Raw genomic sequence first — 24,067 nt, 5'->3', positions numbered from 1 at the left:
AGCGTATTAAGTAGTTTTAAGATATTAGGATTGCCTTTATGCTCCTCTTTTGAGAGCTCTATTGCTTCTAAAATATCTAAAAGATATAATGATGGACTTCTTTTAAACATAAATAATATCTTCAATTATCGATTTTTTTATAAAAGGGCGCAGACTTTTTTCATATCCTAAATCTATTTTTTTATTGAATTTTTCTTCTAAAAATTCTTTAAAATCATAGTAAGTGTCAAAAGAAGAGGGCATTTCAACTAGAAGATCAATATCGCTATTTTCCTGCGCTTCATCTCGTGAATAACTCCCAAAAAGCCCAATCTTGGTAACATTATAGTTTTCTTTTAAAAGTTCTTTATTTTCTCTAAGAAATTCTAAAATATACTCTTTTGTCATGACTCTTTGCCTGCCATATTTTCCACTTCAAGGACAAATCTATCTACAAGCTCTTTCTCATCAAGATTTGCTACGACTTCGCCTTTGACCATTACAAGCCCTTTACCTTTACCATAAGCGATGGCGACATCGGCGTGTTTTGCTTCGCCTATTGCATTTACCACGCAGCCCATAACACTGACATCAAGAGGTGCTTTTATGTGTTTTGTTCTCTCTTCTATTTCTGCAACGGCTGAAACTAAATCAGCTTCAATTCGTCCACATGTAGGACATGAAATGATGTTGAGTCCCTCTTTTGCCACACCACTATCTTTTAAAATGGCACGACCGACTTTTATCTCTTCTTCAAGCTCTCCTGTAATGGAAATACGCATAGTATCGCCAATTCCCTCAAGTAAAAGTGTTCCTAATCCTATGGCACTTTTAACGGTGGCATGAAAGATTGTTCCTGCTTCTGTAACACCAAGATGGAAAGGGTAGTGATTTTTTGGACGCAACATTCTGTAGGCTTCTACTGTTCTTTGCACATCACTTGCTTTAAGTGAGATTTTAATGTCATCAAAGCCTAAATCTTCAAGATATTTGATGTTGTACTCTGCTGAAGCTACCATGGCCTCTGCTGTTGGACCATATTTATCATCAAACTCTTTTTCAAGACTTCCTGCGTTTACACCGATGCGAATAGGAAGATTTCTCTCTTGACAGGCTTTAACTATCTCTTTTATTTTTGTTTTATCACTAATATTCCCAGGGTTAAAACGGATACAATCTACAGATTCAGCTGCAATAAGGGCAAGTTTATAGTTGAAGTGGATGTCTGCTACAAGGGGCAAAGAGGTCTGCTCTTTTATGGATTTAAGGGCAAGTGCATCTTCCATATCTGGAACAGCTACACGAACAATATCTGCACCAGCAAAGTGCAAACGGTTTATCTGTTCCACTGTCGCAGCCACATTTTGTGTATCTGAGTAAGTCATAGACTGAACTGAAATAGGTGCATCACCACCAACTGCTACATCACCAACAAATATTTTTTTAGTAGGGTATCTTTTAATCATAGGGAAATTTTAGCTATATTTTGATGAAAAGGTGCTTTAGAATCTTTTTATAAGCAGTTAAATTATGTAGTCTTCATAATTGACACTGTTTTGGCAGTTGTGTTTTACCGAATAATGAAGTCTGTCAAAGAGATGGTTAATCAGTTCTAAATAGTTTTCATCAAAATCATCAGAAAAGCTAGTAGCTATAAAATAGTGCTGATGGTACTCTATGGATTTGAGAGTTCTATAGAGATTCTCAGATGCTTTAACATAACTATGTATTTTGGCTGCATCAAAGACAATACAGATGATATTGTCTGTAATACATATAAGATTATCAGTTTTTCGTAGTGTCTTTTGTAACTCTTGGGTATGAATATTCAGTGGCGTTTTAGAATAGACAATTGCAACGGAAAAGTGCGTTTCATATCTTTTTTCTCGATAAATATAGTCACCGATGATATCTAATATGGTTTGATAACAAAATCTACGAATCGAGTCTAAATCTTGTAACATTGCAGTTGTTTCATTAGACATATCATAACCCCTTGTTTTATTACTTATATCATAACCGAATCAAGGCTATAAAGCAAGCCTTGCGTTTAAAATCTAAAATCTAAATTTGTATAGAGATAGCGTCCAGGCTCATTAAGTAGAAGTTTTTGACTGCCACCTGCACTAATGAGAGTAAGGTCTGCATAGGTATTACTTTTTGCATAGGCAACATCAAAAAGATTATTTGCTCCTATTGTTATATCAAACTTTTTATTTATGGCATGTTTTATTTTCATATTTAAAACCGACCAGCCTGCAAGTGCTTGTTCTCCATTGTCTGCATCATAGTGACTCCATGCATCACTTCCCTCTACGGCAATGGTAGCAAGAGAGTTGTTTGCATACTCATAGTTAAGTGCCAATTTTCCTCGTAATGGTGCCATATCTGCAAGGTCTTTGTCATGTTGTCCTGTGAGGGCTTTGTCTTTTTGTCCGCGTTTATATGATGCGCCTATATCAAGTGTTATATCATCATTGATGTAGTAAGTACCACTGAGTTCTGCTCCATATACAGTTGCGTCGATATTTTCAAAAGCATTAGCAGTTTTATCTGCGTTTATATAGATATAGTTACTTAACTTGGAGTAAAAAGCTTTGATTTTAAAATCAAAATAGTCATTGTTTGTCTTAAATCCTGCATCAATCTCTTGGTTTGTTGTTTGTTTAAGATTAGGAGTACCTATTGTTTTGCCACTTTTCATAAAGTAAAGCTCTCTACCATCAGGGATTCTTGAAGCCTGCCCAAATCCTGCAAAGAGTTTGTTCTCACTGTTGAGTGCATAAGTAGTGAAAATATTTGCATTGAGTGCATCATAGGTATTTGATTGGTGGGCTGCATTATCATCTTGTACTTTGGAATGGTCATATCTTGCGCCAATTTTAACATTAAACGCAGCGTAGTCTTTTTCCAATGTTGCAAAGAGGGCTGTATTCGTTGTAAGGGCATTGTCGATGCTATCTCCTAAAAATTTGCCACTGACATTGTTTACATACTCTCCTGTCCATGTTCTTTTACTTGCATCAGCACCGAGAAGTAGTTTATATGTTTCAAGTTGAAAATTGTTTTTAAGTTTAATGCCCTGCATAGTTGTTTTCATATGATTTGTTTTGTTGTTTAGAGGATTAAGGGCGGCGTTTCTATACTCTGTACTCATTGGATGGTCAACATCTGAGTAGTAGTACTCTAAGTTTATATTTTTATATCTGTCTGTTAGATTTTTAATGTTGTAAGCTACACTGTAGATATTTGAATCATCCGAGATGGCATCCATGGGTGAGTTGGCATAGAGCACATTGTCACTTCTGTTTGCTGTTGTACTTAAACGCAGCTCTTGATTCTCAGCAGTTTTTATAAATGCTTTTGCCATAACAGACTCTTTTGTATAGGCTTGCATATCTTCATATTTTGTTTGATACTTATTACCTGCAGGTGCATTAGAGTATTTGACCTGTTCAGTTAGTGTATGCCCCTTGCCATCTTTATACTGATCACTTGACTCACGAGATGCAGTTAATAAAAGTCGGACGATGTCATTACCACCCGTAACAGTTGCACCAAATTTTTTGTAGTTCCATGCTCCAAAACCGACATTGATTTGTCCTTTTGTTTTTTTACTTGGCTCTTTTGTTGTGATTTTTACGCCACCACTCATTGTTCCATAGTTTGTAACATCATAAGGTCCTTCTATTACCTCTATGGTATCTATTTGGTTGGCAAGAACATGTGAAATAGGAGGATCCATTCTATTTGGACAGGCACCGTACACCTTTGTACCATCAACTTCTACAGAGATGTTATCTCGTTTTTGTCCACGAATTAATATATCATTTGCAATACCGCTACGACGGCTCATATCGACACCTGGAACACTTTGTGAGAGTGCATCAGCGACATCTGCTGAGGTTTTTACATTTTGTGCAACATCTGTAAGTGTTGTTGATTCTATGTTTATTGGGGAGAGCTCAATTTCTGATGCATAGAGCGCAGAAATAGTGAAGAGTGATAAGATGACTGTCTTTTTCATAATGAGTTACCTATAGATTTTATTTTTCTTAAATTTATCATTTTATTTTTACATTTAAGAATATTTCTTTGTAATGGTATAAAAAAAGTGTTACAAAAGTGTTAAGTAGCTACAATTACACCTATGAATAAACTCCAAAAAATACAACGAACCATATTAATAGCGTTGGGCTTTGCCTTGGCAACATACCTCATAACGAGTGGAACAGCAATGTTAAAACAAAAAGATTTAAAAGTTCATACTAATACAGTGAAGTGAGCCGTGCTGGCGAATGAGTACAGAGCAGTCAATAGCGACTACCTCTCTTTGTGGAAAAGTTTTTCTAAAGATGTCTAATGCTGCTTCATCTGTTTCTACATTGTAAATAGGGACTAATACAGCACCATTGACAAAAAGAAAATTTGCATAAGTTGCAGGAAGTCGTTCCCCCTCAAAATAGACTGATTTGCTCATAGGCAGAGCAATAAGTTTAAAATTCTTTGCGCTTGCTATTGTTTTTAGTTCTTTTTCCATATTTGTTAGTGCTTCATAGTGTTCATCATTCTTATCTTTACATTGTACATACATGATGGCATCTTTTGCAATAAAACGAGCCAGGGTGTCTATATGTGAGTCAGTATCATCTCCTGCAAGGTGACCATGTGAGAGATATAAAATCTCTTTGACTCTAAAATAGTTTTGTAACTCTTTTGTGATGGTCGCTGCGTTTAGATTTGGGTTTCTGTTTGGATTGTGCATACAATTTGTAGTTGTAAGAATTACTCCATCTCCATTGCTCTCTACGCCACCACCCTCAAGTACAAAATCTATGGATTGCATAGGGTATTTATAGTAAGAGGAGAGTGCTTTGCTCATTTTGTTATCTTTTGTATGTGCAAATTTATTGCCCCAGCCATTAAATTGAAAATCAAGAAGCTTTTTTTCGCCATTTTCTATAATTGTAAGTGCAGAGCAGTCTCTTGCCCATGTATCATCTGTTTCATATTTAATAAATTCAAGGTTGTCAAACTCCTTAAAGTGCTTTTTTACTGAGTTTATGTCATAAGCAATGACAAGACATTTTTGCTGTTTTCGTACTGCGTTTATAATATTTACAAATGTAGCTTGTGCTTCTTGCAAATATTCTGCCCAATCTGTTTTTTGATGGGGAAAGATGATTTGTGTAAAATCTTGTTTTTCAAACTCAGCAATTAATTTTTTTTGTGTAAACATACTGTATAATTCTCCTATGGCTTTCATTACTTTAAATAAAACAAATTTTTTTAATAATCTTGACATTATTACGCAACTCACTTGTACAAAAGATAAAATCGCCCTTGTTCTAAAAGATAATGCCTATGGGCATGGACTTTTAGAAGTTGCAGCGATGGCGGTGGAGTACGGCATTACAAAAGCAGTGGTACGCTCATGTGAAGAAGCTCAAAAAATAGAAAATTATTTCTCCTATATTTTAGTTTTATCCGATATTCCTGCAACTCCAAGCCAAAAAATACGCTACACCATTAATGACTTAGCACAGATAAAAAAGTTTGCAAAAGATACAAAAGTGGAGTTGAAAGTAGATAGTGGGATGAATAGAAATGGTATAGAGATGTCTGAGTTAAGCGCTGCGTTTAGGCAGATACAAAAGCAAAAACTACAACTTGAAGCCGTTTTTACACACCATAGCTCTGCCGATGAAAAGAATGAAATATATGATTTACAAAATAATAATTTTATAAAGATAAAAAAAGAGGCGCAAAAACTTGCACAAGAGTATGGTTTTTCTCCGTTACGATTTCACTCTTGTAACTCTGCGGCTCTCTTTCGAGAAGAAGATTTCAATGAAGATATGGCACGAGTTGGCATTGGGGCATATGGGTGTTTAGAGCTTGAAGATAATGAAAATGTGAATAAACTAGCTCCCATCCTTGCACTTTATGGAGAAAAACTCTCATCGCGACTTTTAAAAGAGGGTGAGTGCGTTGGTTATAGTGCCACTTTTAAAACGCAGGAGCAGTGTAGAGTGAGCAATTATGATATTGGCTATGGAGATGGTTTTTTAAGGAGCTGTTCAAACCACTATGTTACCCCGCAAAATATTAAAATTGCGGGACGAATATCTATGGATAACAGCTCTTTTATAACAGATAAAGAGTCTCTTTTAATATTTAATGATGCAAGAGTGGCTGCAAAGCAGGCTTCTACTATAAGCTATGAGGTGCTAACCTCTTTAAAGCCATACCTTAAACGCAGCGTTATTGAACAGTAACCTTTACAACTGCACTAGGACAAATAACGCCATCAATGCCTAAAAGTACCAACTCCTCTATCTCTTTTTCATTCTCAATGTGTGCGAGTATTTTTGCATCAAACAGATAATTTTCCGCTATTTTTTGTGCAGTTTTTGCAAGCGAATTTTCCACCACAATGTAGTCTGCATTTAGTGCTTCAGCGTATGCAACTTCTGTAACATTTTTTACTTTGAGTGCGAAACTTATTTCATTCTCTTGCAGGTAGGCAATGATGTCAAGATTTTTCTCTTCAAACTCTACATATAGGGTTGAAGATGGCGGCGTTGTAAGGATGGAATCAATGTCAAAAACATGATAAAACTTAGGGCTTTGTAAAAACCTATGACCAAAAAAGAGCACTACTTTGCCTCTTTTAAACACTCGCGTGAGCAGTAGTATTTTCCATTACTTAAAATAGCCTCTTTTACTTCCACATAAACACCGCAGTTTGCACACTCTGTCATGTCGTTGATTTCAGGGTTTGTTGCTTCTGTTTTTGCTTTTTTAGGTTTTCTTGTTCGTGCTTGTGTTACTGGTTTTGTTTTAAAAAACATAATATATACAACTGAAATTACAGCTGCAATAATAAGAAATTTTAGTATCATATATCTTCTCCTAGAAGTAAGTAGTGTCTGTTGTCTTGTTCTATTATTTTATAGTTCATGCCCTCTGTAACATCGCTCATCTCATCAAAAACTTTTTCACCTTTGTAAAAAAGAAGTTTGGAGTGTGCATCTCTGAAATTTTCGCTGAGTTTGAGTAGCATTTTTGTATCTGTTACAGCGCGTGAAGTAATGATGTCAAATACTTCACTCTCCATCTGCTCGACTCTTTTTTTTACTACGCGAACATTTTGTAGCCCTAAATCTGCTTTTATAAACTGTAAAAAACTTGCCCGTTTTGCAAGGGGTTCTACAAGTGTTACCTGCGTTTGAGGAAGTGCAAAGGCGAGTATCATCCCCGGAAATCCAGCACCCGTTCCTATATCCATCAAAGAGTCTACTTTAGGTAAAAATTTTACAGCATAAGCAGCATCATAAATAAAACTATCTACAGTTTTTTCATCTTTTGCACCTGTAAGATTATGAATTTTATTCCACTTATGGAGGTGCTCTTTATATTTTTGTATATTTGTAAAAAAATTGTCTGGCAGGTTGAGATCTGCGTTTAGAAGTGCATTTTTTAAATTCAATAAATTTCCTTACATTTTAAGAGAAGAGTTTTTTCATCATCGTGAAAAAGATTTTAAAAATCCCTTTGTTCCCTACAAGATTATTAATAAAATCATCATAAGAGACACCTTTTTCTTCAAAGAAGCCTCGTAAATATTTTTCACTAGTGTCCATGCCACCTTTTTCTTCTATTTCGATAAGTTTCGCATAGATTGGTTCTATGGCTTCTACTGCATCTTTTGGAGCTGCTTTTCTAAAGGCTGTATGTGAAATTATTTCATTTGTTATGGGGTCTACTTTTGGTTCAAACTCTGTTATCACCCAGTAAAAACTCCCATCTTTTGCTAAGTTCTTTACTATTGCCATAATATTTTGAGCTTTATTAATACGGTCCCACATCATTTTAAAGACAACTTTTGGCATATCAGGATGCCTAATAATTGAGTGTGGTTGTCCTATAAGCTCAGTTTCGGAGTAGCCTGAAATCTCTACAAAGTAGTCATTTCCATACTCAATAATTCCTTTTGGATCTGTTTTGGAAACTATGTATCTTTTTGGATTTAGTTTTATTTCATTGGCAATTGGTTCTGGATGTTTCAAATCAACTCCTATATAAGAATTAAAGTAGATTATATAATTTTATTTATTAAATTTATGCAATAATAGGCTAATTTGATATTTAGGTTGGTATAAATGACAAAATCACAAACTTTGCAAGCTATAGAAAAAGTTAAATTATCACATATTGAGCAGATGGAAAAAATTGACTTAATGCTTAGAGGTATGAGTGTAAAAAATCCAACGACTGTTTCTAAAATGAAATGTGAATTTGGTGAGTGGCTTTATGGTGAAAATAGTGCTTTTATTGCAAATATTTTGGGTGCACAATTTTATGAAGAGCTTGACAGAGAGCATGAGGCATGGCATATTGAATATGCTAAAATTAATGCGCTTTTATTACAGCAGAAGAAAGAGGGTTTTTTTACAAAAGTTTTTTCTTCGAATAAGCCAGATACACTGAGTCTTGACAAGGCAAAAACTTATTATATAGAGCTAGAAGCAATAACTAAACGATTAGTAAAAATATTAGATAAATCTACAAGACGAATCAGTGCAATCAATGAATCGAAATTTCTTTAAAATGTCTCTAAAAATTTTCTCATCTCTTGGCTAGGAAGTGGCTTAGAATAGATATATCCCTGTACACATTCGCAACCATTTTCGAGTAAAAACTCTTTTTGAACTTCGGTTTCAACACCTTCTGCGATAAGCCCAAGGTTGAGACTCTTTGCAAGTGCAATGATTGCTCTAATAATGGCCATTCCATCTTCATCATTCGGTATATCATCTACAAATGATTTATCAATTTTAAGCTTACTAAGTGGTAGTTTTTTAAGATATGCAAGAGAGGAGTATCCTGTTCCAAAATCATCAATAGAGATGCTAATGCCATTATCAGAAATCTCTTGGAGTTTTTTTATGGAGTGCATCGGATTATTCATCACTTGTGTTTCAGTAACCTCTAATTCCAACCACCCTTTTTGAAAATCACACTCTTTCATAGTGTTGAAAAGGTTACTGATAAAATCATTTTGCTGGAGTTGTTGCATAGCAAGATTTAAAGAGAGTTTCCCAGGGTATAAGCCATGTTTTGACCAAGCAGAAAACTGTTTCATTGCTTGCTTCATTACAATGCGGTCAATCTCTACTATCAGACTCAAATCTTCAGCCAAAGGAATAAAATCTATGGGTGATACAATTCCTAAAGTAGGATGCTGCCAACGCACAAGGGCTTCCATACCTGCGAGTTGATTATTAAAAATATTTATTTGAGGTTGATAATAGACACTAAATTGCTCCTCTTTAATTGCCATTCGCAAGCTGTTTTCCATTATGACTCTTTTGTAGGCATATGCAGTCATTCCTGTGGAGTAGAGTTGGTAGTTGTTGCGTCCTTTATCTTTTGCCTTATACATTGCCGTATCAGCAAATTTTAGCAGACTAGCCTTGTCTTGTGCGTGCTCTGGATAGATGGAAATTCCTATACTTGTGGTAATATGCAATATATTGGAGGCGATTTTTACTGGAATTTTCATTGCATCTATAATTTTATTGGCGACTGTTGCAATATCACTTAGTTTCGCAATATTATGTAAAATCACAGTAAATTCATCACCACCAAGTCTAGCAATAGTATCTTGCGCTCTTATACACTTGCTGAGTCTTTTACTAAACTCTTGTAAAACTTTATCTCCTATATGGTGTCCTAGAGAGTCATTTATATCTTTAAAATGGTCTAGATCAAGAAAAAAAAGAGCAAAACTAGAGCCCTCTTTTTTTGCTACAGATATGGCATTTGTGAGTTGTTCTTGGAATTGTGCTCTGTTTGCAAGGTTGGTAAGTTCATCATGACTTGCTCTGTGTTGGAGGAGTTTTGACTGTTTTTTCACAAGTTCAGAGACCTTTATGTTTTGCGTAACATCACTACTAAAGATAACATAAGCATCTTTGCCCTCATAGACTATTTTTTGAAGCTGTGATTGTACATGGTAGCTTGTACCATCTTTGCGTGTATGTATTACCTGCTTACTTATATATGGGCTGTTTATTTGCTCATACTCTTTTTTGAGTGTCGCAATACCTTCAATCGTGAGTTCTCTGTTTACATCTACAATATTTAGCTGAAGAATTTCTTCTTTTGTATATTCAAGAGCATTGAGTGCTGCTTTGTTGGCATAGAGATAGTTGTCGTTTTTGTAGTCAACAATATAAATTTCACTTGCAGACTCTTCTACAATTGAGCTGAGTTCTTTAGATTTTTGCTCCATTTTTACTTGCTGTGTAATGTCTTGTGTAGTGCCAACGAGTTTTATGGGTTTATTGTCTGCATCACAAACGACCTGAGAATTAATAAGAAGAGATTTGATATTGCCAGCATCAGTTTTTATTTTTCCTTGAAAGGTTTGTGGCTGGCGTGTTTGCATTAATTCTTTTATTATTTGTTGTGCTTTTTGAAGATATTCAGGAAGGAGATGCGATAAAAAGTATTCTAAACTTGGCTGTATAGAAAATGGTTTGATGTCATATATTAAGTAACTATTTTTGGACCAAATAGATTGATGTGTTATTAAATCTACTTCCCAACTACCAAGCCTACTAATACTTTCGAGTAATCGAAAAGAGTTTTCTCTTGCTTTTAATTTTTTTAAAGCAGTTGGAACATCATCTTTTTCTATATCAATTGGCATCTATTCAGTCCTTTGGAAGCATATGCCCCATTTCGTCGCGTTTAACATTGAGATATGCACTGTTATGCATATTTGGTTCCATAATGATAGGAATACGCTCAACAATCTCTACTCCGCTTATAGAGTTGATTTTATCAGGGTTATTCGTTAAAAGTTTTATTTTGTTGATATTATAATGGTTTAAAATAAAAGTTACAACTTCATAAGTTCTCTCATCTGCTGCAAATCCCAGTTGGTGATTTGCTTCAACAGTATTAAAGCCCTTGTCTTGCAAGGCATAAGCATTTATTTTGTTTAAAAGACCAATGTCGCGTCCCTCTTGTCTTAAGTAAATAACCATGCCACCCGTTTCGTTTGCCATTTTAAGACCATACTCTAACTGGTCACGGCAATCGCACTTCAAGCTTCCTATGGCATCACCTGTCAAACATTCAGAGTGTACTCTGACTATTGGCACCTCTGCTAACTCTTTAGCTGCAATGACAAGATGCTCTTTTGCACCCTGTTTAAATGCTTTTACATTAAAATCACCAAATCTTGATGGTAAATTTGCTACTTCTGAAATTTCTATATTCATTCTTTAATCTTTAAATGGGTAAAATATTTGTCTAAAAATTATTATACCAAAATAAAGGTTTGAAAATGTTTCAAAGATTCCGTAGAACACGCTTAAATAAACAGCTTCGCTCACTTGTAAGAGAGACACATGTATCAACAGATGATTTTATTTATCCTCTTTTTGTAAGAAGTGGTGAAAATATCAAGACAGAAGTTGCCTCTATGCCAGGTGTATTTCAGATGAGTATTGATGAGGCAATAAAGGAGTGTGAAATACTTAAAAGTCTTGGACTTTATTCTATTATACTTTTTGGTATTCCTGATGTAAAAGACTCCATTGGGAGTGATGCTTTATGTGAACATGGTATTATTGCTTCAGCAGTGCGTGCCATAAAAAAAGCACATCCAGATATGTTTGTTGTAACAGACCTCTGTTTTTGTGAATATACCGATCATGGGCATTGTGGAATTATTGATGAAGAACATGAGACAGTAGACAATGATGCAACACTTGAAATTTCAGGGCAACAGGCAATAGTCCATGCAAAAGCAGGAGCAGATATGATAGCACCATCGGGTATGATGGACGGTATTATTGAAACAATTAGAGCTTCACTTGACAAAGCAGGATTTGAAAATCTTCCTATTATGGCATACTCCACAAAATTCGCTTCAGGGTACTATGGACCATTTCGTGATGTGGCAGAATCTACACCGAGTTTTGGCGACCGTGCTTCGTATCAGATGGATCCTGCAAACCGTCGTGAAGCAATTGCAGAGAGCATAAGTGATGAAGCACAGGGTGCAGACATCTTGATGGTAAAACCAGCTCTTGCTTATCTTGATATTGTACGAGAGATAAAAGATAATACAAGCCTTCCTATGGCAGTCTATAATGTAAGTGGTGAGTATGCCATGATTAAGTTTGCTGGTATGAATGATTTGATTGATTATGACCGTGTTGTGATGGAAACGATGATAGGCTTTAAGCGAGCAGGTGCGGATATAATTATCTCTTATCATGCAAAAGAAGTGGCTCAAATGCTACAAAAAAGTTAATTTAAAGAAAAGGATTTTATTGTGAGACATTTTTTAACACTTAAAGATTTTACTAAAGAAGAGATTTTAGAAATTATCGAGATAGGCTTAGAGATAAAAAAAGATTTAAAAGCTGGTATTTATAAAAAAGAACTTGAGATGCAAACGCTGGCTATGATTTTTGAGAAGAGTTCCACACGCACGCGTGTAAGTTTTGAGACTGGAATGTTTCAGCTTGGTGGGCATGCACTCTTTCTCTCAAATCGTGATATTCATTTAGGAAGAGGGGAACCTGTAAAAGATACAGCTCGTGTTATCTCTTCAATGTGTGATATGGTAATGATAAGAACTTTTGAGCACTCTATGATAGAGGAGTTTGCTTCTTACTCAAAAGTGCCTGTGATTAATGGCTTGACAGACTCTTTTCACCCTGTACAACTTCTAGCTGATTATATGACCATAAAAGAGTATGGTATGGAGAAAAATCTTGTTGTTGCTTACATTGGTGATGGAAATAATATGACAAACTCTTGGTTGATGCTTGCTGCAAAACTTGGATTTGAGCTACGTATTGCAACCCCAAAAGGATATGAAGTAGATAATGCAGTGCTTCGTGATGCCATGGATATTGCACAGCAGAGTGGTGCTGTTATTAAAGTAATGAACGATCCAAAAGAGGCAGTTCGTGGTGCGACAATGGTTACAACGGATACTTGGGCATCTATGGGGCAAGAGGGTGAAAAAGAGCAACGCATAAAAGATTTTAAAGGCTTTATGGTAGATGGACTTATGATGTGTTTGGCTGATAGAGATGCGAAATTTTTACATTGTCTTCCTGCCTACAGAGGACAAGAAGTAAGTGAAGAACTTTTGGAAGATCATGCTGACATTGTATTTTCCGAAGCCGAAAATCGCCTGCATGCTCAAAAAGGGCTTATGGTGTGGTTAGATAGACAAAGGGGTTAAAACCACCCTTTTGAATCTTTTAGCATAGCTTGATCAAGTGTGTTATACGCTCTTATAATCGCAGAAATTAAGTCTGTACCCTCATCAAAGTAGTCATCTGGATTCACTTTAGATGGATTTGTAAGTAGTCTTTTTTGAGCTAACTCAGTGTATTTTTTTACTTTTGTATTAATCGATGCGAGTTCTGTGTTAATACTTGATGGCAATTTATCTGAATATTTAGAAATAATTTGATTTAACTGCACTTGCAGTTGTTGGTTTGCATTCGTTAATTGGTAGATTAAAGCTTCAATTTGTTGTTTATCATCTTTTGTTACTTTTTCTTTTGCGGCAATACCTGCACCCAAACCTCTTAATCGTCCTGTAAACTCAGTCATAGGTAGCATACTTTCCATCATAAGCGATGAACTCTCTTTTGCAAACGGTGTTAAATCTTTAGCAAACCTTTTACTAACACTTTGTGCAAGCATAAGTGTTTGTCCAATCTGATCTGTGTAGTCTGAAAAAGATTTGGCAGGTTTTTGTTTAAAAGCTCTATGATTAAGTTTGATAAGTGCTGTAGAAATTGCAGTTGCTCTACTGTTAATAACAGGATCACTAGCGAGTGAAAAAGATTCCATATTTCCTATGGCCTTTTTCATATTATCTCTATTTGCATAGACGAGCAGCATCGCAGCTACATTACCATTAAGGTATGAGTTGGTGAGACCTCGTGTTTTTTGTGTAGAGATAATCAAATCTTTTAGATTGTCAATATATTTACTAGTTTCAGCTTGTGTGGAATTACCAAAAAATGATTTGGCTTCCAAATTTACCAGTAGTAAGAGTGTAAGAAGAATGAGACGCATCTGTTTTTCCTTTTTTTAAAATTTTTGATGTTTTAATATTTAATTCCAGTTAGCTGACGAATATTTTGCATAAGTGGTTGTGCTATTTCTCTAGCTTTACCTGCTCCTGCGTTTAGAATATCACGAACTTCATCTTGATGTGTTTGGTAGTACTCTTTTTGTTCTCTATAAGGTCTAAAGTATTCCCAAATAACATCATGCAAATAGAGTTTGAAGTGACCATGTCCTTCTCCTCCGCGTTTATACCTCTCTTGAAGCTCTTGGCACTCATTTTCATTTAAAAATAACTTTGCCATATTGTAAACATTACAGTTTTCATACTCTTTTGGTGCTTCAAGTGCTACTTGCTCTGTTACAATTTTTTTAATGGTTTTGAGTTGTTTTTTCTCTTCGCCAAAAATATTTACAGTGTTTTTGTAACTTTTTGACATTTTTTGTCCATCAGTTCCAGGAACTGTTGCAACATTGGCTTCTATTTTAAATTCAGGAAGTTTAAAAATTTCACCATATTCATTGTTAAATTTTATGGCAATGTCACGGGCAATCTCTACATGTTGAATCTGGTCCTTTCCTACGGGAATAATGTCAGGAGAGTAGAGAAGTATATCTGCTGCCATTAAAACAGGATATGAAAAGAGTGAATGGTTTGCTGAGATGCCTTTTGCTACTTTGTCTTTGTAGCTGTGAGCGCGTTCAAGAAGTCCCATTGGTGTAAACGCAGAGAGTACCCAGTATAGTTCAAGTACTTCTTTTACATCTGATTGTACCCAAAAAGTTGATTGTTCAGGGTCAATTCCAAGTGCTAAAAAGTCAGTAGCAGTTTGCATTGTAAGCTCTGCCAGTCGTTGTCCACCATTTCCGCTACTCATAGCGTGATAGTTTGCTATAAAAGCAAAAGTATCACTCTCTTTTTGAGCATCTACCATTTGCTTTATTGAACCAAAGTAGTTGCCAATATGTAAATCACCTGAGGGTTGAATACCAGTTAATACGCGCATAATAAAGATTCCTATTTTTTTTAGCGCATATTATACCCATCTCAGCTTTATTTTGTTATTATGAGACAAATATATATGAGCTTATAGGGCTTTAAAAAGGATTTATGATGAACTTACAAATTCATGCAAAAGATTTAACACTTAGTGACGCAACAAGAGCGCATATTGAAAATGCTGTGGAGGTTTTTAGAAAATATTCTTTAGATATTACAAGTATCCACTGTAACTTAAATGCTCAAAAAAAAGGTGTAGAGGTAGAATTTGAAATTCGTATTGCACATGCAGAGCCAATTATTATTACACAAAATGATGATGCTTTGGATGCGGCAATTGATATTGCAGTTGATAGAGCAGAAAAAGCACTTCGTCGTCTTCATGACAAAATGACAGATCATAAAAATTCTTCAATAAAAGAGTTAGAGACTGTTGAAGCATAAGGTAAGAATTCGTTGAAAATTTTATTTTTATTACTATTTGCCTTAAACCTCATAGCAGCAGAGCGTTACTCTGTGAGGGTGGCTTCTGCGGTAGCTACTGATTATGACTTCGGTCAAATTGTTATAGGAAGCATGGGGAAGTTTCAGCCATATTCTACTGTATATGCGTTAGATGGTGGTTATTTACTCAAGTCATCTACAGATTCTCTCCCTTTTGATTTTTATATAAAGAGTGGCGTTGCTTATTTTGAACAAAATCCTTCTCTTAGTCCAATTTATGAGATGACACTTTATATAAAAGCTTACTATAACATTGATTTTTTAGACAATCGAGTGCGTGTTGGTTTTGGTGAAGGTGGTTCATATACAAGTGCAATTTTAGAGGTTGAAAGGGAAGATGCCATTTCAAATAATGATAATAATTCCTATTATTTAAACTATTTAGATGTAAGTTTAGACTTTGATTTCGCAAAACTGATACATGCAAAATCTTTTAAAGAGTTATATGTCGGTGTTTTACTAAAACACCGTTCAGGTATTTTTGGTCTTATTAATAATGTTCGCCATGGTGGTTCAAACCATGTTGGATTTTACATAGAAAAAAACTTTTAGGAAAGAAAATGTTATATAATTGGATTTTATGGTTTCATGTCGTTTCAGTAATCTCATGGTTTGCAGTGCTTTTTTATCTCCCTCGTTTATATGTTTATCATGTAGAAAACAGTGACAATAAAGGTTTTATTGAAGTTGTGAAAATTCAAGAGATGAAACTTTACAAATATATTGGCGTGCCTTCAATGTGGGCTACAATTATTAGTGGCTCTTTTTTAATCTATTTTGGAAATTGGATGAGTTCACATTGGTTACACATAAAGCTGTTGTTAGTGGTGATTCTAATAGGGTATTTTCACTCTTTAGGTGTCTTACGCATTAAACTACTTGAAGATAGATGCACAAAAAGTGGAAAGTTTTTCCGTTTTTACAATGAAGTGCCTACAATTCTAATGCTCTTAATTGTGGCAATGGTTGTATTTAAACCATTTTAAAAACAAAACAAAGATTTATTTCTTGTTCTGCTCCTCTTCTTTCATTTTTTTATAGAAGTAAAAGCTGAGAGCTGTTAGCCCTAAGCCTCCTACAATAAAAGTGAGTGCAAGTGCCATTACTTCTCTCCTCGTTTTTTTGCTTTAAAGAGAAGTGGTGTTCCAGTAAAATCAAATGCCTCTCTCATTTTATTTGTCAAATAGCGTCTATATGTAAAGTGTAAACCTTTTGGTTTATTCATAACAATGGCGATTTTTGGTGGTCTTGTTTCGTACTGTGTTGCGTAGTAGATGCGAATGACCTGCCCATGCATACTTGGAAGTGTATGTCTGCGAAGTGCTTTTTCTATCACTTCATTGAGTCTTGATGTTGTAATTCTTTGTGAGTAGTTTTCATTGATTTGTAAAATCATATCATGCAATTTATCTACTCTTTGGTGTGATTTTGCAGAGAGTGTTAAAATTGGTGCGTATGCTAAAAACTTAAATCTATCACGCACCTCTTGAATGATTTTATCATGCTCTTCGCGTTTTGCGATGTCCCATTTATTAAGTACTATAATGCAGGCAAGTCTGTTTTGATCAACTAATCCTGCTATCTTCTCATCAAGGTCTAAAAAAGGCTCACTTGCATCTAAAACAACTAAAGCCATATTTGCATTTTCAAGCATATCTTTTGTACGCATCAGTGCAAATTTTTCTATTCCTACGATTTTACCGCGACGACGAAGTCCTGCAGTATCCACAAATGTAAGTTGTTTGTCTTTGTAGTTGATAGTCTCATCAATAGGGTCAATAGTCGTTCCAGCGACACTACTTACAACCGAGCGCTCTTCTCCGAGTAGGGCGTTAAGTAGAGAGCTTTTTCCAACATTTGTACGCCCAATAATGGCAATTTTAATGTGGTTGATGTCATTTTCATCAAACTCTTTAATACGGTCATTTTGAGCAAAGATAGAATCATCCTCAACTTCATCTTCATCCCAGTAGATAAAGCCATCATCCTCTTCATCTTCGGCATATTGAGAGAAAAATGTTTCATCATCGATGGGCTCTTCTTCAATAACTTCTACTGCGACTTCTTCTTCATCCTCTTTTATTTTATCACTCTCAGGAAGTTTATCGTATATCCATTCTAAAAGTTCTACTGTGTTTCTGTTGTGTGAAACGGAAATTCCAAAAATGGCATCTGTACCAAACTCATAAAATTCCCAAAGTTTCTCTTTCATTTTGTCATTATCGATTTTATTTACTACAAGGGCAATATCTTTTCCCATAGCTTGGAGTTCATAAAAGAGTTTTTTATCCTCATCTTCAGGAAGTCCTTTACCATCCACCATATAGAGAATGATGTCCGCTTTGTAGGCAGCTTTGAGTGACATCTCTTTTATTTTATCAAAAAGTTCACACCCTTTGTCGAGTCCACCAGTATCAAGAAGTTGCGCCTCTTTGTCAATGATGATGGCAGTTTTGCGTTTAACATCTCGTGTTGTTCCTGCCAAATCCGAAGTGATAGCATCACGATTTTTTATAAGACGATTAAAGAGTGAGCTTTTTCCAACATTTGGACGACCGATAATAGCGATTTTTTTCATGGGGCATACCTTGTAAAACTTATGAAAGAATTTTTATGAAATTATAGCTAAATTTCTGGCTTCCCCATGAAAAGAGTTCTCCTAGTCTGTAGGAAACTCTTTGTCAAGATTTTCTAAGGCCTGTTTTGACTGGAACTGCTGCCAGAGTGCATTGTTGTCTTTGTAGCTTGAATTAACATTTTTTTTAAGAGCATCCTTAACCGCCTCATTAACATTTTTTTGAGGAACGGTCACTAGCATATAGATAGCACCAGAGGGAGCATTCCACATATCTACTGCTTTTGAACCTTTGAGATCCACTTTTGCTACTTGTTTTGTTACAGCCGTTGTCACTTTGTCTACAGTTTCAGCTGAACCGTTTCCAGTTGCGCGTGTAAAACCTTCCATCTTATCTTTTACCTGCGTTTGAATCTGCTGTGCCAAATCTGAACGACCGTTCATAAGTGCAACGCGTCTCATATGTGCAATACCTGCAGCACTTTTTTCAGCGACACCAACACCTGCATAGTACCCATCAACTTCTGGAATACAGGTCCATCTTGGTGCATCGACACCCTCTTGTTGACAGGTAAAAGTAGGATTATATTTTTGTGGTTTTGGCTCTTTTTTAGAGCTACAAGCTGTAAATGAAACTGTTACAAGCGTTACAAGTGCTAAGTTTTTCAAAATTTTTCTCATTAAAATCACCTTCTTCTTATTTTGTTGGTACTATAATAGCATAAAAAATATAGGATTTTTATGAAACAATATTACTCATATACTGCGTTTAGTAAAGACACAAAACAGATCATAAGAGAAGTAAAATCATTTGAGGCAGGGGCAATTTTGGCTATTGCAAGAGGGGGCTTGACACTCTCTCATGTAATGGCAGAGGGTTTAAACATACGAGATGTGCAGAGTATCCGTACAGAGCTTTATGATGGAGCGTGTAAACGCAGTGATTTAACACTTTTTGGAGAGTGCCTCTTTCGTGAGCATATACGAAAAGTTTTGGTGCTAGATGACATTGCAGACAGCGGAGAGACGCTTGCGTTTATTATGGATTACCTTAAACGCAGCTTTCCTCTCATAGAGTTTAAATCATGCACACTTTTTTATAAAAAAACATCGTTGTATGAGCCAGATGTTTGGGTAAATGAAGCAAATGGATGGATAGAGTTTTTTTGGGAGAAGGATTTTATTTAATTCTATGCCCTGCATGTTTTTTTGTAAAATTTGTGTCGTAAATATAGCCACAAATCTCAGAAAGTGTCTCTTTTTCAAACGAAAGCTCAGGCATCAGCCCATGTTTTTCAATGGCATCTTGCATTATAGAACTCTTTGCGTTTGGATGGAGTACCCATGCTGACATATAGTGCACAAACTCCTTTTTATTTGCAAATGCCTTTTTATACCTTTTTTGCACCTCTATCATTGCCGGTGCTGACTTTTCTTGTTGTTCAAAATGGCAGGTAGTACAGTTTCCATGAAAAAGCAGGGAGCCCATATTCGCTGCGTTTAGAGTAAGTACACTTGAACAAAGGAGTAAAAACTTTTGCATATATTGTGCTTAGCCTCTCGCTTTTTTTATCATCTCATAGGCTTGGTTTATCTCTTGCGTCTTTTGTGTTGCCTCTTTCATATACTCTTCACCTTTGTTTTGTGATTTGATGATGTCAGGATGGTATTGGCGGACAAGTTTTCTGTAGGCTTTTTTGATGGTATCCATATCGTCATTTTTGCTTACGCCAAGCACCTTATATGCATCTTCAATTGTCGCCTTTGGTTGAACATTTTTCATCATCTGTTCAAACTGGTCAAATATAGCGTGGTATTTGTTAGGGTCAAAGGCAAGTGCCTCGGCAATGCTTGCTAAAACTTCCTCTTCACCATGACTCACCTCACCATCTGCAAAGGCAAGTTGGATTAAAAATCCCATAAATTGCTCTTGCTGTGCAGGGTTGCGTTTGGTTGCGTTTGCAAGTGCCTCTGCTATTTGTTGTGTATTTGCTAAATTCTCTTTCTCTTCATTAAAAATGCGTTTTAAAATATCTTTTGTCTTTGCAGGTTCTGGAAAAACTTTAGAAATATCATCAAACATAGCTCCTACAAGCTGTGCTTCAAGCGCATCAACATGCCCATCTGCCTTTGCAACTTTTGCAACAAGTGCCACAAAAAGTCCCAAATCACTACTTTTAAGTGACTCATAAGAGACAGAAAAGTTTTTAAATGCCTCTTGTGAATATGATGTATATCTATTGTAACTTTTAAATATATAGTAAAAAACTGCCCCTAAAATTGCTAAAACAATAATATTTCCCATGAGAATTCCTTGCGTTTGTATGATGAATTATAGACAAATGAAGTTAATAGCGTATCTAATTTTTTAGAAGTAAATCAAGGATTTATAGTTATTAGAGTAAAATTTTGTAAAATATTTTCTCATAAGTTGGACCTCTAAATGCTCGAGCGATTTTCAAATTTTAATAAAGGCGTGCAGTATATGCTTATTGCAAGTTTTACATTTGCCATAATGGGGGCTTTTGCGAAACTTGCCTCTGAGAGTATGAGCTCTCTTGAAGTGGTTTTTTTTAGAAATATTGCAGGAGTGCTCATTGTTGGAGCGGCAATTTTAAAGCGTCCTATGCAGCATGTAGGTGGTAAGCCATTTTTACTTTTCTTTCGTGGATTTATGGGTTTTGTGGCACTCCTTGCGTTTTTTTACAATATCGCACACATTTCACTTGGAGATGCAATGACTTACTCAAAAACTTCTCCTATCTTTACTGCCATTTTTGCTTGGTTGTTCTTAAAAGAGAAATTGAGTTTAAAGGCATGGATTGCTGTTTTTGTAGGGTTTATTGGTATTGTTTTTATAACCCAACCTAGTGGGTTTGGGTTTAGTAAGTATGATTGGTTAGGAATATTTTCAGGTGTGGGTGCTGCGCTTGCTTATACTTCTGTAAGGGAGCTAAAACAGTTTTACGATACCCGTGCAATTGTCCTCTCTTTTATGGGAGTTGGTACCATTGGCCCAGTATTGCTGTTTATGATTTCTCCTTATATTCACGCACCTGAATTAGACTTTATGTTAGGTGATTTTGTACTGCCTCATGGCATCGTCTGGTTCTATGTCATAGCAATGGGACTCTTTGCAACACTCTCTCAGGTTTTAATGACAAAAGCCTATGGTGAAACAAAAGCAGGTATAGTGGGAGCAGTGAGTTATACTAACATTCTCTTTTCAATTTTAGTAGGATTAATGCTTGGCGATGCTTTACCATCTTTGATGAGTTCTTTAGGTATAATTTTGATTGTATTTGCAGGAATTATGGTTGTTCGCGATAAGTAAGAATTAGAAAGTTTTTGTTATAATACGAATGCTCCCGACAAATTATATTTGTCAGGGCAATAATCCAACCTAAAGGAAGAACTTTATGAAAAAGTTCAAATTTAGGTTAACCTTTATAGTCTGGAAACTAAAGGTTAACTTTAAGGTTGAGAGGGTTTAACCCTCTCAACTCTTGGGTTGGATTATACTATAAAATAGATAAATTTACAAAATGGAAAAATTATGAAACTTTTAGCTGGACCTTGTGTCATAGAGAGTGAAGAGAATATTTTTAAGATAGCAAAAGAGTTAGAAAAATATGAAAATGATAGCACGATAGACTTCTACTTTAAAGCAAGTTTTGATAAAGCAAACAGAACTTCTTTAGATTCTTTCCGTGGACTGGGAATGGAAGAGGGACTTCGTATTTTACAAAAAGTAAAAGATGATTTTGGCTACAAAATTGTGACTGATGTGCATGAGAGTGCGCAGGTAAACGCAGTGGCTGAGGTGGTAGATATGCTTCAAATTCCTGCGTTTTTATGTCGTCAGACAGACCTGCTTGTAGCATGTGCAAAGACAGACAGAGAGGTCAACATCAAAAAAGGGCAGTTTATTAACCCACCCGATATGCAATACTCTGTAATGAAAGTATTAAAAACGCGTGGATGTGACGAAGTAAGCTATGAAAATGCACAAAAACATGGTATCTATTTGACTGAGAGAGGAAGCTCTTTTGGCTATGGAAACATTGTTGTAGATATGCGTTCTTTGGTAATTATGAAAAACTTTGCACCAGTTATCTTTGATGCGACACACTCTGTGCAGATGCCGGGTGCACTTGGTGGAAAAACAGGTGGAGACAGCTCAATGGTGCCTTACCTTGCAAGTGCAGCTGCGGCAGTGGGTGTTGATGGTTTCTTTTTTGAGACACATTTTGACCCAAGCATCGCACTCTCTGATGGACCAAATATGGTAAAATTAGATGAGTTAGAAAAGTTAGTAGAAAAAATCAAAAGAATTCAAGAAATTAAATAAAAAGGAAAAAAATGAACTTAATTGAAGGTAAATTACGCGTTATAAATGGTAAGAAAATTGCAATAGTAAGCACAAGATGGAATCACTTTATCGTAGATAGATTAGTGGAGGGTGCAAAAGATGCATTTGACCGTCATGGTGGCAATTCAGAGGATTTAACACATGTTTTAGTGCCTGGGGCGTTTGAGCTTCCTATGATTGTTGATCAACTGCTTGCGAGTGGAAAGTATGATGCTATTTGTGCTTTAGGTGCAGTTATTCGTGGGAGTACGCCTCATTTTGATTATGTGGCAGCTGAGGCTACAAAAGGTATATCTTCAATGAGTTTGAAGTACCAAAAACCAGTAGCGTTTGGACTTTTAACAACAGATACAATTGAGCAGGCAATAGAGCGTGCAGGAACAAAAGCTGGAAACAAAGGTTTTGAAGCTATGGGCGTTGTTATTGAGATGCTCGATCTGTATGAGGCACTGTAATGGCAACTAGACAACAAGCAAGAATGGCAGTAGTAAGCTTACTTTATGCGTATGATTTAGGCAATGGAAACACATCTGAACACTCAAGTGAAATACTAGAAGAGAAAAAAATCCGTAATAAACAAAAAGATTTTGCACTCACTCTCTATGAGGGTGTGATGGAGCATCTTGAAGCAGTGGACAAAGCCATTATTACGCATCTCAAAGATTGGGATTTTGAGCGTTTAGGGGCTATTGAGAGAGCAACGCTGCGTTTAGCTGCGTATGAGATTCTCTTTTCTGAGCTTGATTCTGCTGTGGTTATTAATGAAGCGGTAGAGATTACAAAGGCATTTGGAACAGAGCAGTCTCCTAAGTTCATTAATGGTGTTTTAGATGCGATAGCCAAAGATAAAAAGTAGATTTTATGAAAACGCTCCTCCTCTTAGCACTCTTTTTTACAACTTATCTGTTTGCAAAAACAGATTTTACAAAGACAAATAACTGTCTTGTATGTCATGGTGGTATTGAACATATACGCGAGCCTCATACAGGAATGGCAAAAGCAATAGCGAAAAAAGCGGCTGAGGCGGGGTATGCGAAAAATAGTTGTATTATCTGCCATGGTGGAAACCCTGCAACTAAACATAAAAACAAAGCGCACAAAGGAACACTCCATTACTTTTTAAATCATGAAGGTCCAAAAGAGTTTTATCCTGCCCCAGGGAGTCCTTGGATAAATCAAAACACTTGTGGTATGTGTCATAAAGAGCAAGTTGCAGCACAGTTTAACAACCTTATGATGACAGAGCAGGGGAAAATTCATGGTGTGATGTATAGTTTTGGTGGTTTAGAAGGGTATAATCATAATATGGCGAATTATGATGCGAAAAATCCATCAGATCCTCATGCTAGACTCGGTACAAAAATTTACCAAAAGTATATGCAAAAACTTGCAAAACTCAATCCTCAAGTCTATCCAAAAGCAAATAAAGAGATACCAAAAGCACCGACTGCCGAAGAAGCAACTGCACACCCTGAACTTGCAGCTTACACATACTTAAGAAATCAATGTCTTCGCT

General features: G+C 35.8%; 29 protein-coding genes and 1 pseudogene. 13 read left to right on the top strand and 17 right to left on the bottom strand.

Annotation, left to right across the window (positions count from 1 at the left end; genetic code table 11):
* Positions 1-102 precede the first annotated feature (102 nt).
* From MVY38_RS07075 to MVY38_RS07055, 5 genes are all read right to left on the bottom strand, one after another.
* Positions 103-387 carry a nucleotidyltransferase family protein gene (locus MVY38_RS07075; protein ID WP_297484706.1) on the bottom strand — a complete coding sequence of 95 codons (285 nt, stop codon included), beginning with the start codon at positions 385-387 and terminating at the stop codon, positions 103-105.
* Positions 384-1,445: a flavodoxin-dependent (E)-4-hydroxy-3-methylbut-2-enyl-diphosphate synthase gene (gene ispG, locus MVY38_RS07070; protein ID WP_297484704.1), complete on the bottom strand. Its 1,062-nt coding sequence runs from the start codon at positions 1,443-1,445 to the stop codon at positions 384-386. Before ispG ends, MVY38_RS07075 begins: the two co-directional genes overlap by 4 nt.
* 57 nt (positions 1,446-1,502) lie before the next feature.
* Positions 1,503-1,964, bottom strand: coding sequence for a hypothetical protein (locus MVY38_RS07065; protein WP_297484702.1), 462 nt, complete (start codon positions 1,962-1,964; stop codon positions 1,503-1,505).
* A 65-nt stretch (positions 1,965-2,029) separates the two neighbouring features.
* Positions 2,030-4,006 carry a TonB-dependent receptor gene (locus MVY38_RS07060; RefSeq protein WP_297484700.1) on the bottom strand — a complete coding sequence of 659 codons (1,977 nt, stop codon included), beginning with the start codon at positions 4,004-4,006 and terminating at the stop codon, positions 2,030-2,032.
* Positions 4,007-4,234: 228 nt separating this feature from the next.
* The gene (locus MVY38_RS07055; protein WP_297484698.1) at positions 4,235-5,218 is read right to left on the bottom strand and encodes an agmatine deiminase family protein; all 984 of its coding nucleotides are present in this window, start codon (positions 5,216-5,218) and stop codon (positions 4,235-4,237) included.
* 16 nt (positions 5,219-5,234) lie between these two features.
* Between MVY38_RS07055 and MVY38_RS07050 the strand changes: the two genes are divergently transcribed.
* Positions 5,235-6,257, top strand: coding sequence for an alanine racemase (locus MVY38_RS07050; protein WP_297484696.1), 1,023 nt, complete (start codon positions 5,235-5,237; stop codon positions 6,255-6,257).
* On the opposite strand, the gene MVY38_RS07045 is transcribed toward MVY38_RS07050, so the two are convergent.
* From MVY38_RS07045 to MVY38_RS07030, 4 genes are read right to left on the bottom strand one after another with little or no spacing between them, the layout of a single operon-like run.
* Positions 6,244-6,639, bottom strand: coding sequence for a hypothetical protein (locus MVY38_RS07045; protein ID WP_297484694.1), 396 nt, complete (start codon positions 6,637-6,639; stop codon positions 6,244-6,246). The genes MVY38_RS07050 and MVY38_RS07045 overlap by 14 nt on opposite strands.
* The gene (locus tag MVY38_RS07040) at positions 6,639-6,884 is read right to left on the bottom strand and encodes a PP0621 family protein (protein ID WP_297484692.1); all 246 of its coding nucleotides are present in this window, start codon (positions 6,882-6,884) and stop codon (positions 6,639-6,641) included. Before MVY38_RS07040 ends, MVY38_RS07045 begins: the two co-directional genes overlap by 1 nt.
* The gene (rsmG, locus tag MVY38_RS07035; RefSeq protein ID WP_297484690.1) at positions 6,881-7,471 is read right to left on the bottom strand and encodes a 16S rRNA (guanine(527)-N(7))-methyltransferase RsmG; all 591 of its coding nucleotides are present in this window, start codon (positions 7,469-7,471) and stop codon (positions 6,881-6,883) included. Before rsmG ends, MVY38_RS07040 begins: the two co-directional genes overlap by 4 nt.
* A 16-nt stretch (positions 7,472-7,487) precedes the next feature.
* Entirely contained in the window at positions 7,488-8,051 is a 564-nt protein-coding gene (locus tag MVY38_RS07030) for a PAS domain-containing protein (RefSeq protein ID WP_297484688.1), read from the bottom strand.
* A 93-nt stretch (positions 8,052-8,144) separates the two neighbouring features.
* On the opposite strand from MVY38_RS07030, the gene MVY38_RS07025 reads away from it, so the two are divergent.
* Positions 8,145-8,591 carry a CZB domain-containing protein gene (locus MVY38_RS07025; RefSeq protein WP_297484686.1) on the top strand — a complete coding sequence of 149 codons (447 nt, stop codon included), beginning with the start codon at positions 8,145-8,147 and terminating at the stop codon, positions 8,589-8,591.
* On the opposite strand, the gene MVY38_RS07020 is transcribed toward MVY38_RS07025, so the two are convergent.
* Positions 8,588-10,699, bottom strand: a complete 2,112-nt coding sequence (locus MVY38_RS07020; RefSeq protein WP_297484684.1) for an EAL domain-containing protein — start codon at positions 10,697-10,699, stop codon at positions 8,588-8,590. The genes MVY38_RS07025 and MVY38_RS07020 overlap by 4 nt on opposite strands.
* A 4-nt stretch (positions 10,700-10,703) precedes the next feature.
* Complete coding sequence (gene ribA, locus MVY38_RS07015) at positions 10,704-11,276, bottom strand: GTP cyclohydrolase II (RefSeq protein WP_297484683.1); 573 nt, start codon at positions 11,274-11,276, stop codon at positions 10,704-10,706.
* Between the two features lie 65 nt (positions 11,277-11,341).
* Between ribA and hemB the strand changes: the two genes are divergently transcribed.
* Both hemB and argF read left to right on the top strand, forming a co-directional pair.
* Positions 11,342-12,316 carry a porphobilinogen synthase gene (hemB, locus tag MVY38_RS07010; protein ID WP_297484681.1) on the top strand — a complete coding sequence of 325 codons (975 nt, stop codon included), beginning with the start codon at positions 11,342-11,344 and terminating at the stop codon, positions 12,314-12,316.
* 21 nt (positions 12,317-12,337) lie between these two features.
* Positions 12,338-13,261: an ornithine carbamoyltransferase gene (gene argF / locus MVY38_RS07005; protein WP_297484679.1), complete on the top strand. Its 924-nt coding sequence runs from the start codon at positions 12,338-12,340 to the stop codon at positions 13,259-13,261.
* On the opposite strand, the gene MVY38_RS07000 is transcribed toward argF, so the two are convergent.
* Together MVY38_RS07000 and trpS are read right to left on the bottom strand one after the other, a co-directional pair.
* On the bottom strand, positions 13,258-14,109 hold the full coding sequence (locus tag MVY38_RS07000; protein WP_297484677.1) for a nitrate- and nitrite sensing domain-containing protein: 852 nt from the start codon (positions 14,107-14,109) through the stop codon (positions 13,258-13,260). The genes argF and MVY38_RS07000 overlap by 4 nt on opposite strands.
* A gap of 32 nt (positions 14,110-14,141) precedes the next feature.
* On the bottom strand, positions 14,142-15,107 hold the full coding sequence (gene trpS, locus MVY38_RS06995) for a tryptophan--tRNA ligase (protein ID WP_297484676.1): 966 nt from the start codon (positions 15,105-15,107) through the stop codon (positions 14,142-14,144).
* 107 nt (positions 15,108-15,214) lie between these two features.
* On the opposite strand from trpS, the gene raiA reads away from it, so the two are divergent.
* The 3 genes from raiA to hemJ are packed head-to-tail and all read left to right on the top strand — an operon-like array spanning position 15,215 to position 16,590.
* Positions 15,215-15,544, top strand: a complete 330-nt coding sequence (raiA, locus tag MVY38_RS06990; protein WP_297484674.1) for a ribosome-associated translation inhibitor RaiA — start codon at positions 15,215-15,217, stop codon at positions 15,542-15,544.
* 12 nt (positions 15,545-15,556) lie between these two features.
* Positions 15,557-16,156 carry a hypothetical protein gene (locus MVY38_RS06985; protein ID WP_297484672.1) on the top strand — a complete coding sequence of 200 codons (600 nt, stop codon included), beginning with the start codon at positions 15,557-15,559 and terminating at the stop codon, positions 16,154-16,156.
* Positions 16,157-16,164: 8 nt separating this feature from the next.
* Positions 16,165-16,590 (top strand): protoporphyrinogen oxidase HemJ, encoded by a 426-nt coding sequence (hemJ, locus tag MVY38_RS06980; protein WP_297484670.1) that lies wholly within the window; start codon positions 16,165-16,167, stop codon positions 16,588-16,590.
* A 116-nt stretch (positions 16,591-16,706) separates the two neighbouring features.
* Here the strand turns inward: hemJ and der are convergent, their stop codons facing one another.
* Together der and MVY38_RS06970 are read right to left on the bottom strand one after the other, a co-directional pair.
* On the bottom strand, positions 16,707-18,182 hold the full coding sequence (gene der, locus MVY38_RS06975) for a ribosome biogenesis GTPase Der (protein ID WP_297484668.1): 1,476 nt from the start codon (positions 18,180-18,182) through the stop codon (positions 16,707-16,709).
* Positions 18,183-18,263: 81 nt separating this feature from the next.
* Positions 18,264-18,860 carry an LPP20 family lipoprotein gene (locus MVY38_RS06970; RefSeq protein WP_297484666.1) on the bottom strand — a complete coding sequence of 199 codons (597 nt, stop codon included), beginning with the start codon at positions 18,858-18,860 and terminating at the stop codon, positions 18,264-18,266.
* A 60-nt stretch (positions 18,861-18,920) separates the two neighbouring features.
* On the opposite strand from MVY38_RS06970, the gene MVY38_RS06965 reads away from it, so the two are divergent.
* Positions 18,921-19,367: a phosphoribosyltransferase gene (locus tag MVY38_RS06965; RefSeq protein ID WP_297484664.1), complete on the top strand. Its 447-nt coding sequence runs from the start codon at positions 18,921-18,923 to the stop codon at positions 19,365-19,367.
* On the opposite strand, the gene MVY38_RS06960 is transcribed toward MVY38_RS06965, so the two are convergent.
* Positions 19,360-19,722, bottom strand: coding sequence for a cytochrome C (locus MVY38_RS06960; RefSeq protein ID WP_297484662.1), 363 nt, complete (start codon positions 19,720-19,722; stop codon positions 19,360-19,362). The genes MVY38_RS06965 and MVY38_RS06960 overlap by 8 nt on opposite strands.
* A 9-nt stretch (positions 19,723-19,731) precedes the next feature.
* Positions 19,732-20,484: a TerB family tellurite resistance protein gene (locus MVY38_RS06955; protein ID WP_297484660.1), complete on the bottom strand. Its 753-nt coding sequence runs from the start codon at positions 20,482-20,484 to the stop codon at positions 19,732-19,734.
* A 138-nt stretch (positions 20,485-20,622) separates the two neighbouring features.
* Between MVY38_RS06955 and MVY38_RS06950 the strand changes: the two genes are divergently transcribed.
* From MVY38_RS06950 to MVY38_RS06930, 5 genes and pseudogenes are all read left to right on the top strand, one after another.
* A complete protein-coding gene (locus MVY38_RS06950) occupies positions 20,623-21,513 on the top strand; it encodes a DMT family transporter (RefSeq protein ID WP_297484658.1) in 891 nt (296 codons plus the stop codon).
* Between the two features lie 198 nt (positions 21,514-21,711).
* Positions 21,712-22,530 carry a 3-deoxy-8-phosphooctulonate synthase gene (gene kdsA, locus MVY38_RS06945; protein WP_297484708.1) on the top strand — a complete coding sequence of 273 codons (819 nt, stop codon included), beginning with the start codon at positions 21,712-21,714 and terminating at the stop codon, positions 22,528-22,530.
* 11 nt (positions 22,531-22,541) lie between these two features.
* Positions 22,542-23,006, top strand: a complete 465-nt coding sequence (ribE, locus tag MVY38_RS06940; protein WP_297431368.1) for a 6,7-dimethyl-8-ribityllumazine synthase — start codon at positions 22,542-22,544, stop codon at positions 23,004-23,006.
* Positions 23,006-23,407, top strand: coding sequence for a transcription antitermination factor NusB (nusB, locus tag MVY38_RS06935; protein WP_297484656.1), 402 nt, complete (start codon positions 23,006-23,008; stop codon positions 23,405-23,407). Before ribE ends, nusB begins: the two co-directional genes overlap by 1 nt.
* Before the next feature lie 5 nt (positions 23,408-23,412).
* Positions 23,413-24,067 (top strand): annotated as a pseudogene (locus tag MVY38_RS06930) (cytochrome C); the annotation flags it as partial.

This window comes from Sulfurimonas sp. (assembly GCF_027056685.1).
In the GTDB taxonomy this organism is placed as follows: domain Bacteria; phylum Campylobacterota; class Campylobacteria; order Campylobacterales; family Sulfurimonadaceae; genus Sulfurimonas.
Note: the sequence above shows the minus strand (reverse complement) of the source record. Positions and strands in the feature narration are given on the sequence as shown.

Coding starts and splice junctions, on each gene's coding strand:
- nusB (WP_297484656.1), top strand. CDS start 23,006: ATGGCAACTAGACAACAAGCAAGAATGGCAGTAGTAAGCTTACTTTAT.
- ribA (WP_297484683.1), bottom strand. CDS start 11,276: ATGAATATAGAAATTTCAGAAGTAGCAAATTTACCATCAAGATTTGGT.
- MVY38_RS06960 (WP_297484662.1), bottom strand. CDS start 19,722: ATGCAAAAGTTTTTACTCCTTTGTTCAAGTGTACTTACTCTAAACGCA.
- MVY38_RS06955 (WP_297484660.1), bottom strand. CDS start 20,484: ATGGGAAATATTATTGTTTTAGCAATTTTAGGGGCAGTTTTTTACTAT.
- ispG (WP_297484704.1), bottom strand. CDS start 1,445: ATGATTAAAAGATACCCTACTAAAAAAATATTTGTTGGTGATGTAGCA.
- MVY38_RS07020 (WP_297484684.1), bottom strand. CDS start 10,699: ATGCCAATTGATATAGAAAAAGATGATGTTCCAACTGCTTTAAAAAAA.
- MVY38_RS07040 (WP_297484692.1), bottom strand. CDS start 6,884: ATGATACTAAAATTTCTTATTATTGCAGCTGTAATTTCAGTTGTATAT.
- MVY38_RS07025 (WP_297484686.1), top strand. CDS start 8,145: ATGACAAAATCACAAACTTTGCAAGCTATAGAAAAAGTTAAATTATCA.
- MVY38_RS07050 (WP_297484696.1), top strand. CDS start 5,235: ATGGCTTTCATTACTTTAAATAAAACAAATTTTTTTAATAATCTTGAC.
- MVY38_RS07075 (WP_297484706.1), bottom strand. CDS start 387: ATGACAAAAGAGTATATTTTAGAATTTCTTAGAGAAAATAAAGAACTT.
- ribE (WP_297431368.1), top strand. CDS start 22,542: ATGAACTTAATTGAAGGTAAATTACGCGTTATAAATGGTAAGAAAATT.
- MVY38_RS06950 (WP_297484658.1), top strand. CDS start 20,623: ATGCTCGAGCGATTTTCAAATTTTAATAAAGGCGTGCAGTATATGCTT.
- MVY38_RS06965 (WP_297484664.1), top strand. CDS start 18,921: ATGAAACAATATTACTCATATACTGCGTTTAGTAAAGACACAAAACAG.
- hemJ (WP_297484670.1), top strand. CDS start 16,165: ATGTTATATAATTGGATTTTATGGTTTCATGTCGTTTCAGTAATCTCA.
- trpS (WP_297484676.1), bottom strand. CDS start 15,107: ATGCGCGTATTAACTGGTATTCAACCCTCAGGTGATTTACATATTGGC.
- der (WP_297484668.1), bottom strand. CDS start 18,182: ATGAAAAAAATCGCTATTATCGGTCGTCCAAATGTTGGAAAAAGCTCA.
- raiA (WP_297484674.1), top strand. CDS start 15,215: ATGAACTTACAAATTCATGCAAAAGATTTAACACTTAGTGACGCAACA.
- MVY38_RS06970 (WP_297484666.1), bottom strand. CDS start 18,860: ATGAGAAAAATTTTGAAAAACTTAGCACTTGTAACGCTTGTAACAGTT.
- MVY38_RS07000 (WP_297484677.1), bottom strand. CDS start 14,109: ATGCGTCTCATTCTTCTTACACTCTTACTACTGGTAAATTTGGAAGCC.
- MVY38_RS07065 (WP_297484702.1), bottom strand. CDS start 1,964: ATGTCTAATGAAACAACTGCAATGTTACAAGATTTAGACTCGATTCGT.
- hemB (WP_297484681.1), top strand. CDS start 11,342: ATGTTTCAAAGATTCCGTAGAACACGCTTAAATAAACAGCTTCGCTCA.
- MVY38_RS07060 (WP_297484700.1), bottom strand. CDS start 4,006: ATGAAAAAGACAGTCATCTTATCACTCTTCACTATTTCTGCGCTCTAT.
- MVY38_RS07055 (WP_297484698.1), bottom strand. CDS start 5,218: ATGTTTACACAAAAAAAATTAATTGCTGAGTTTGAAAAACAAGATTTT.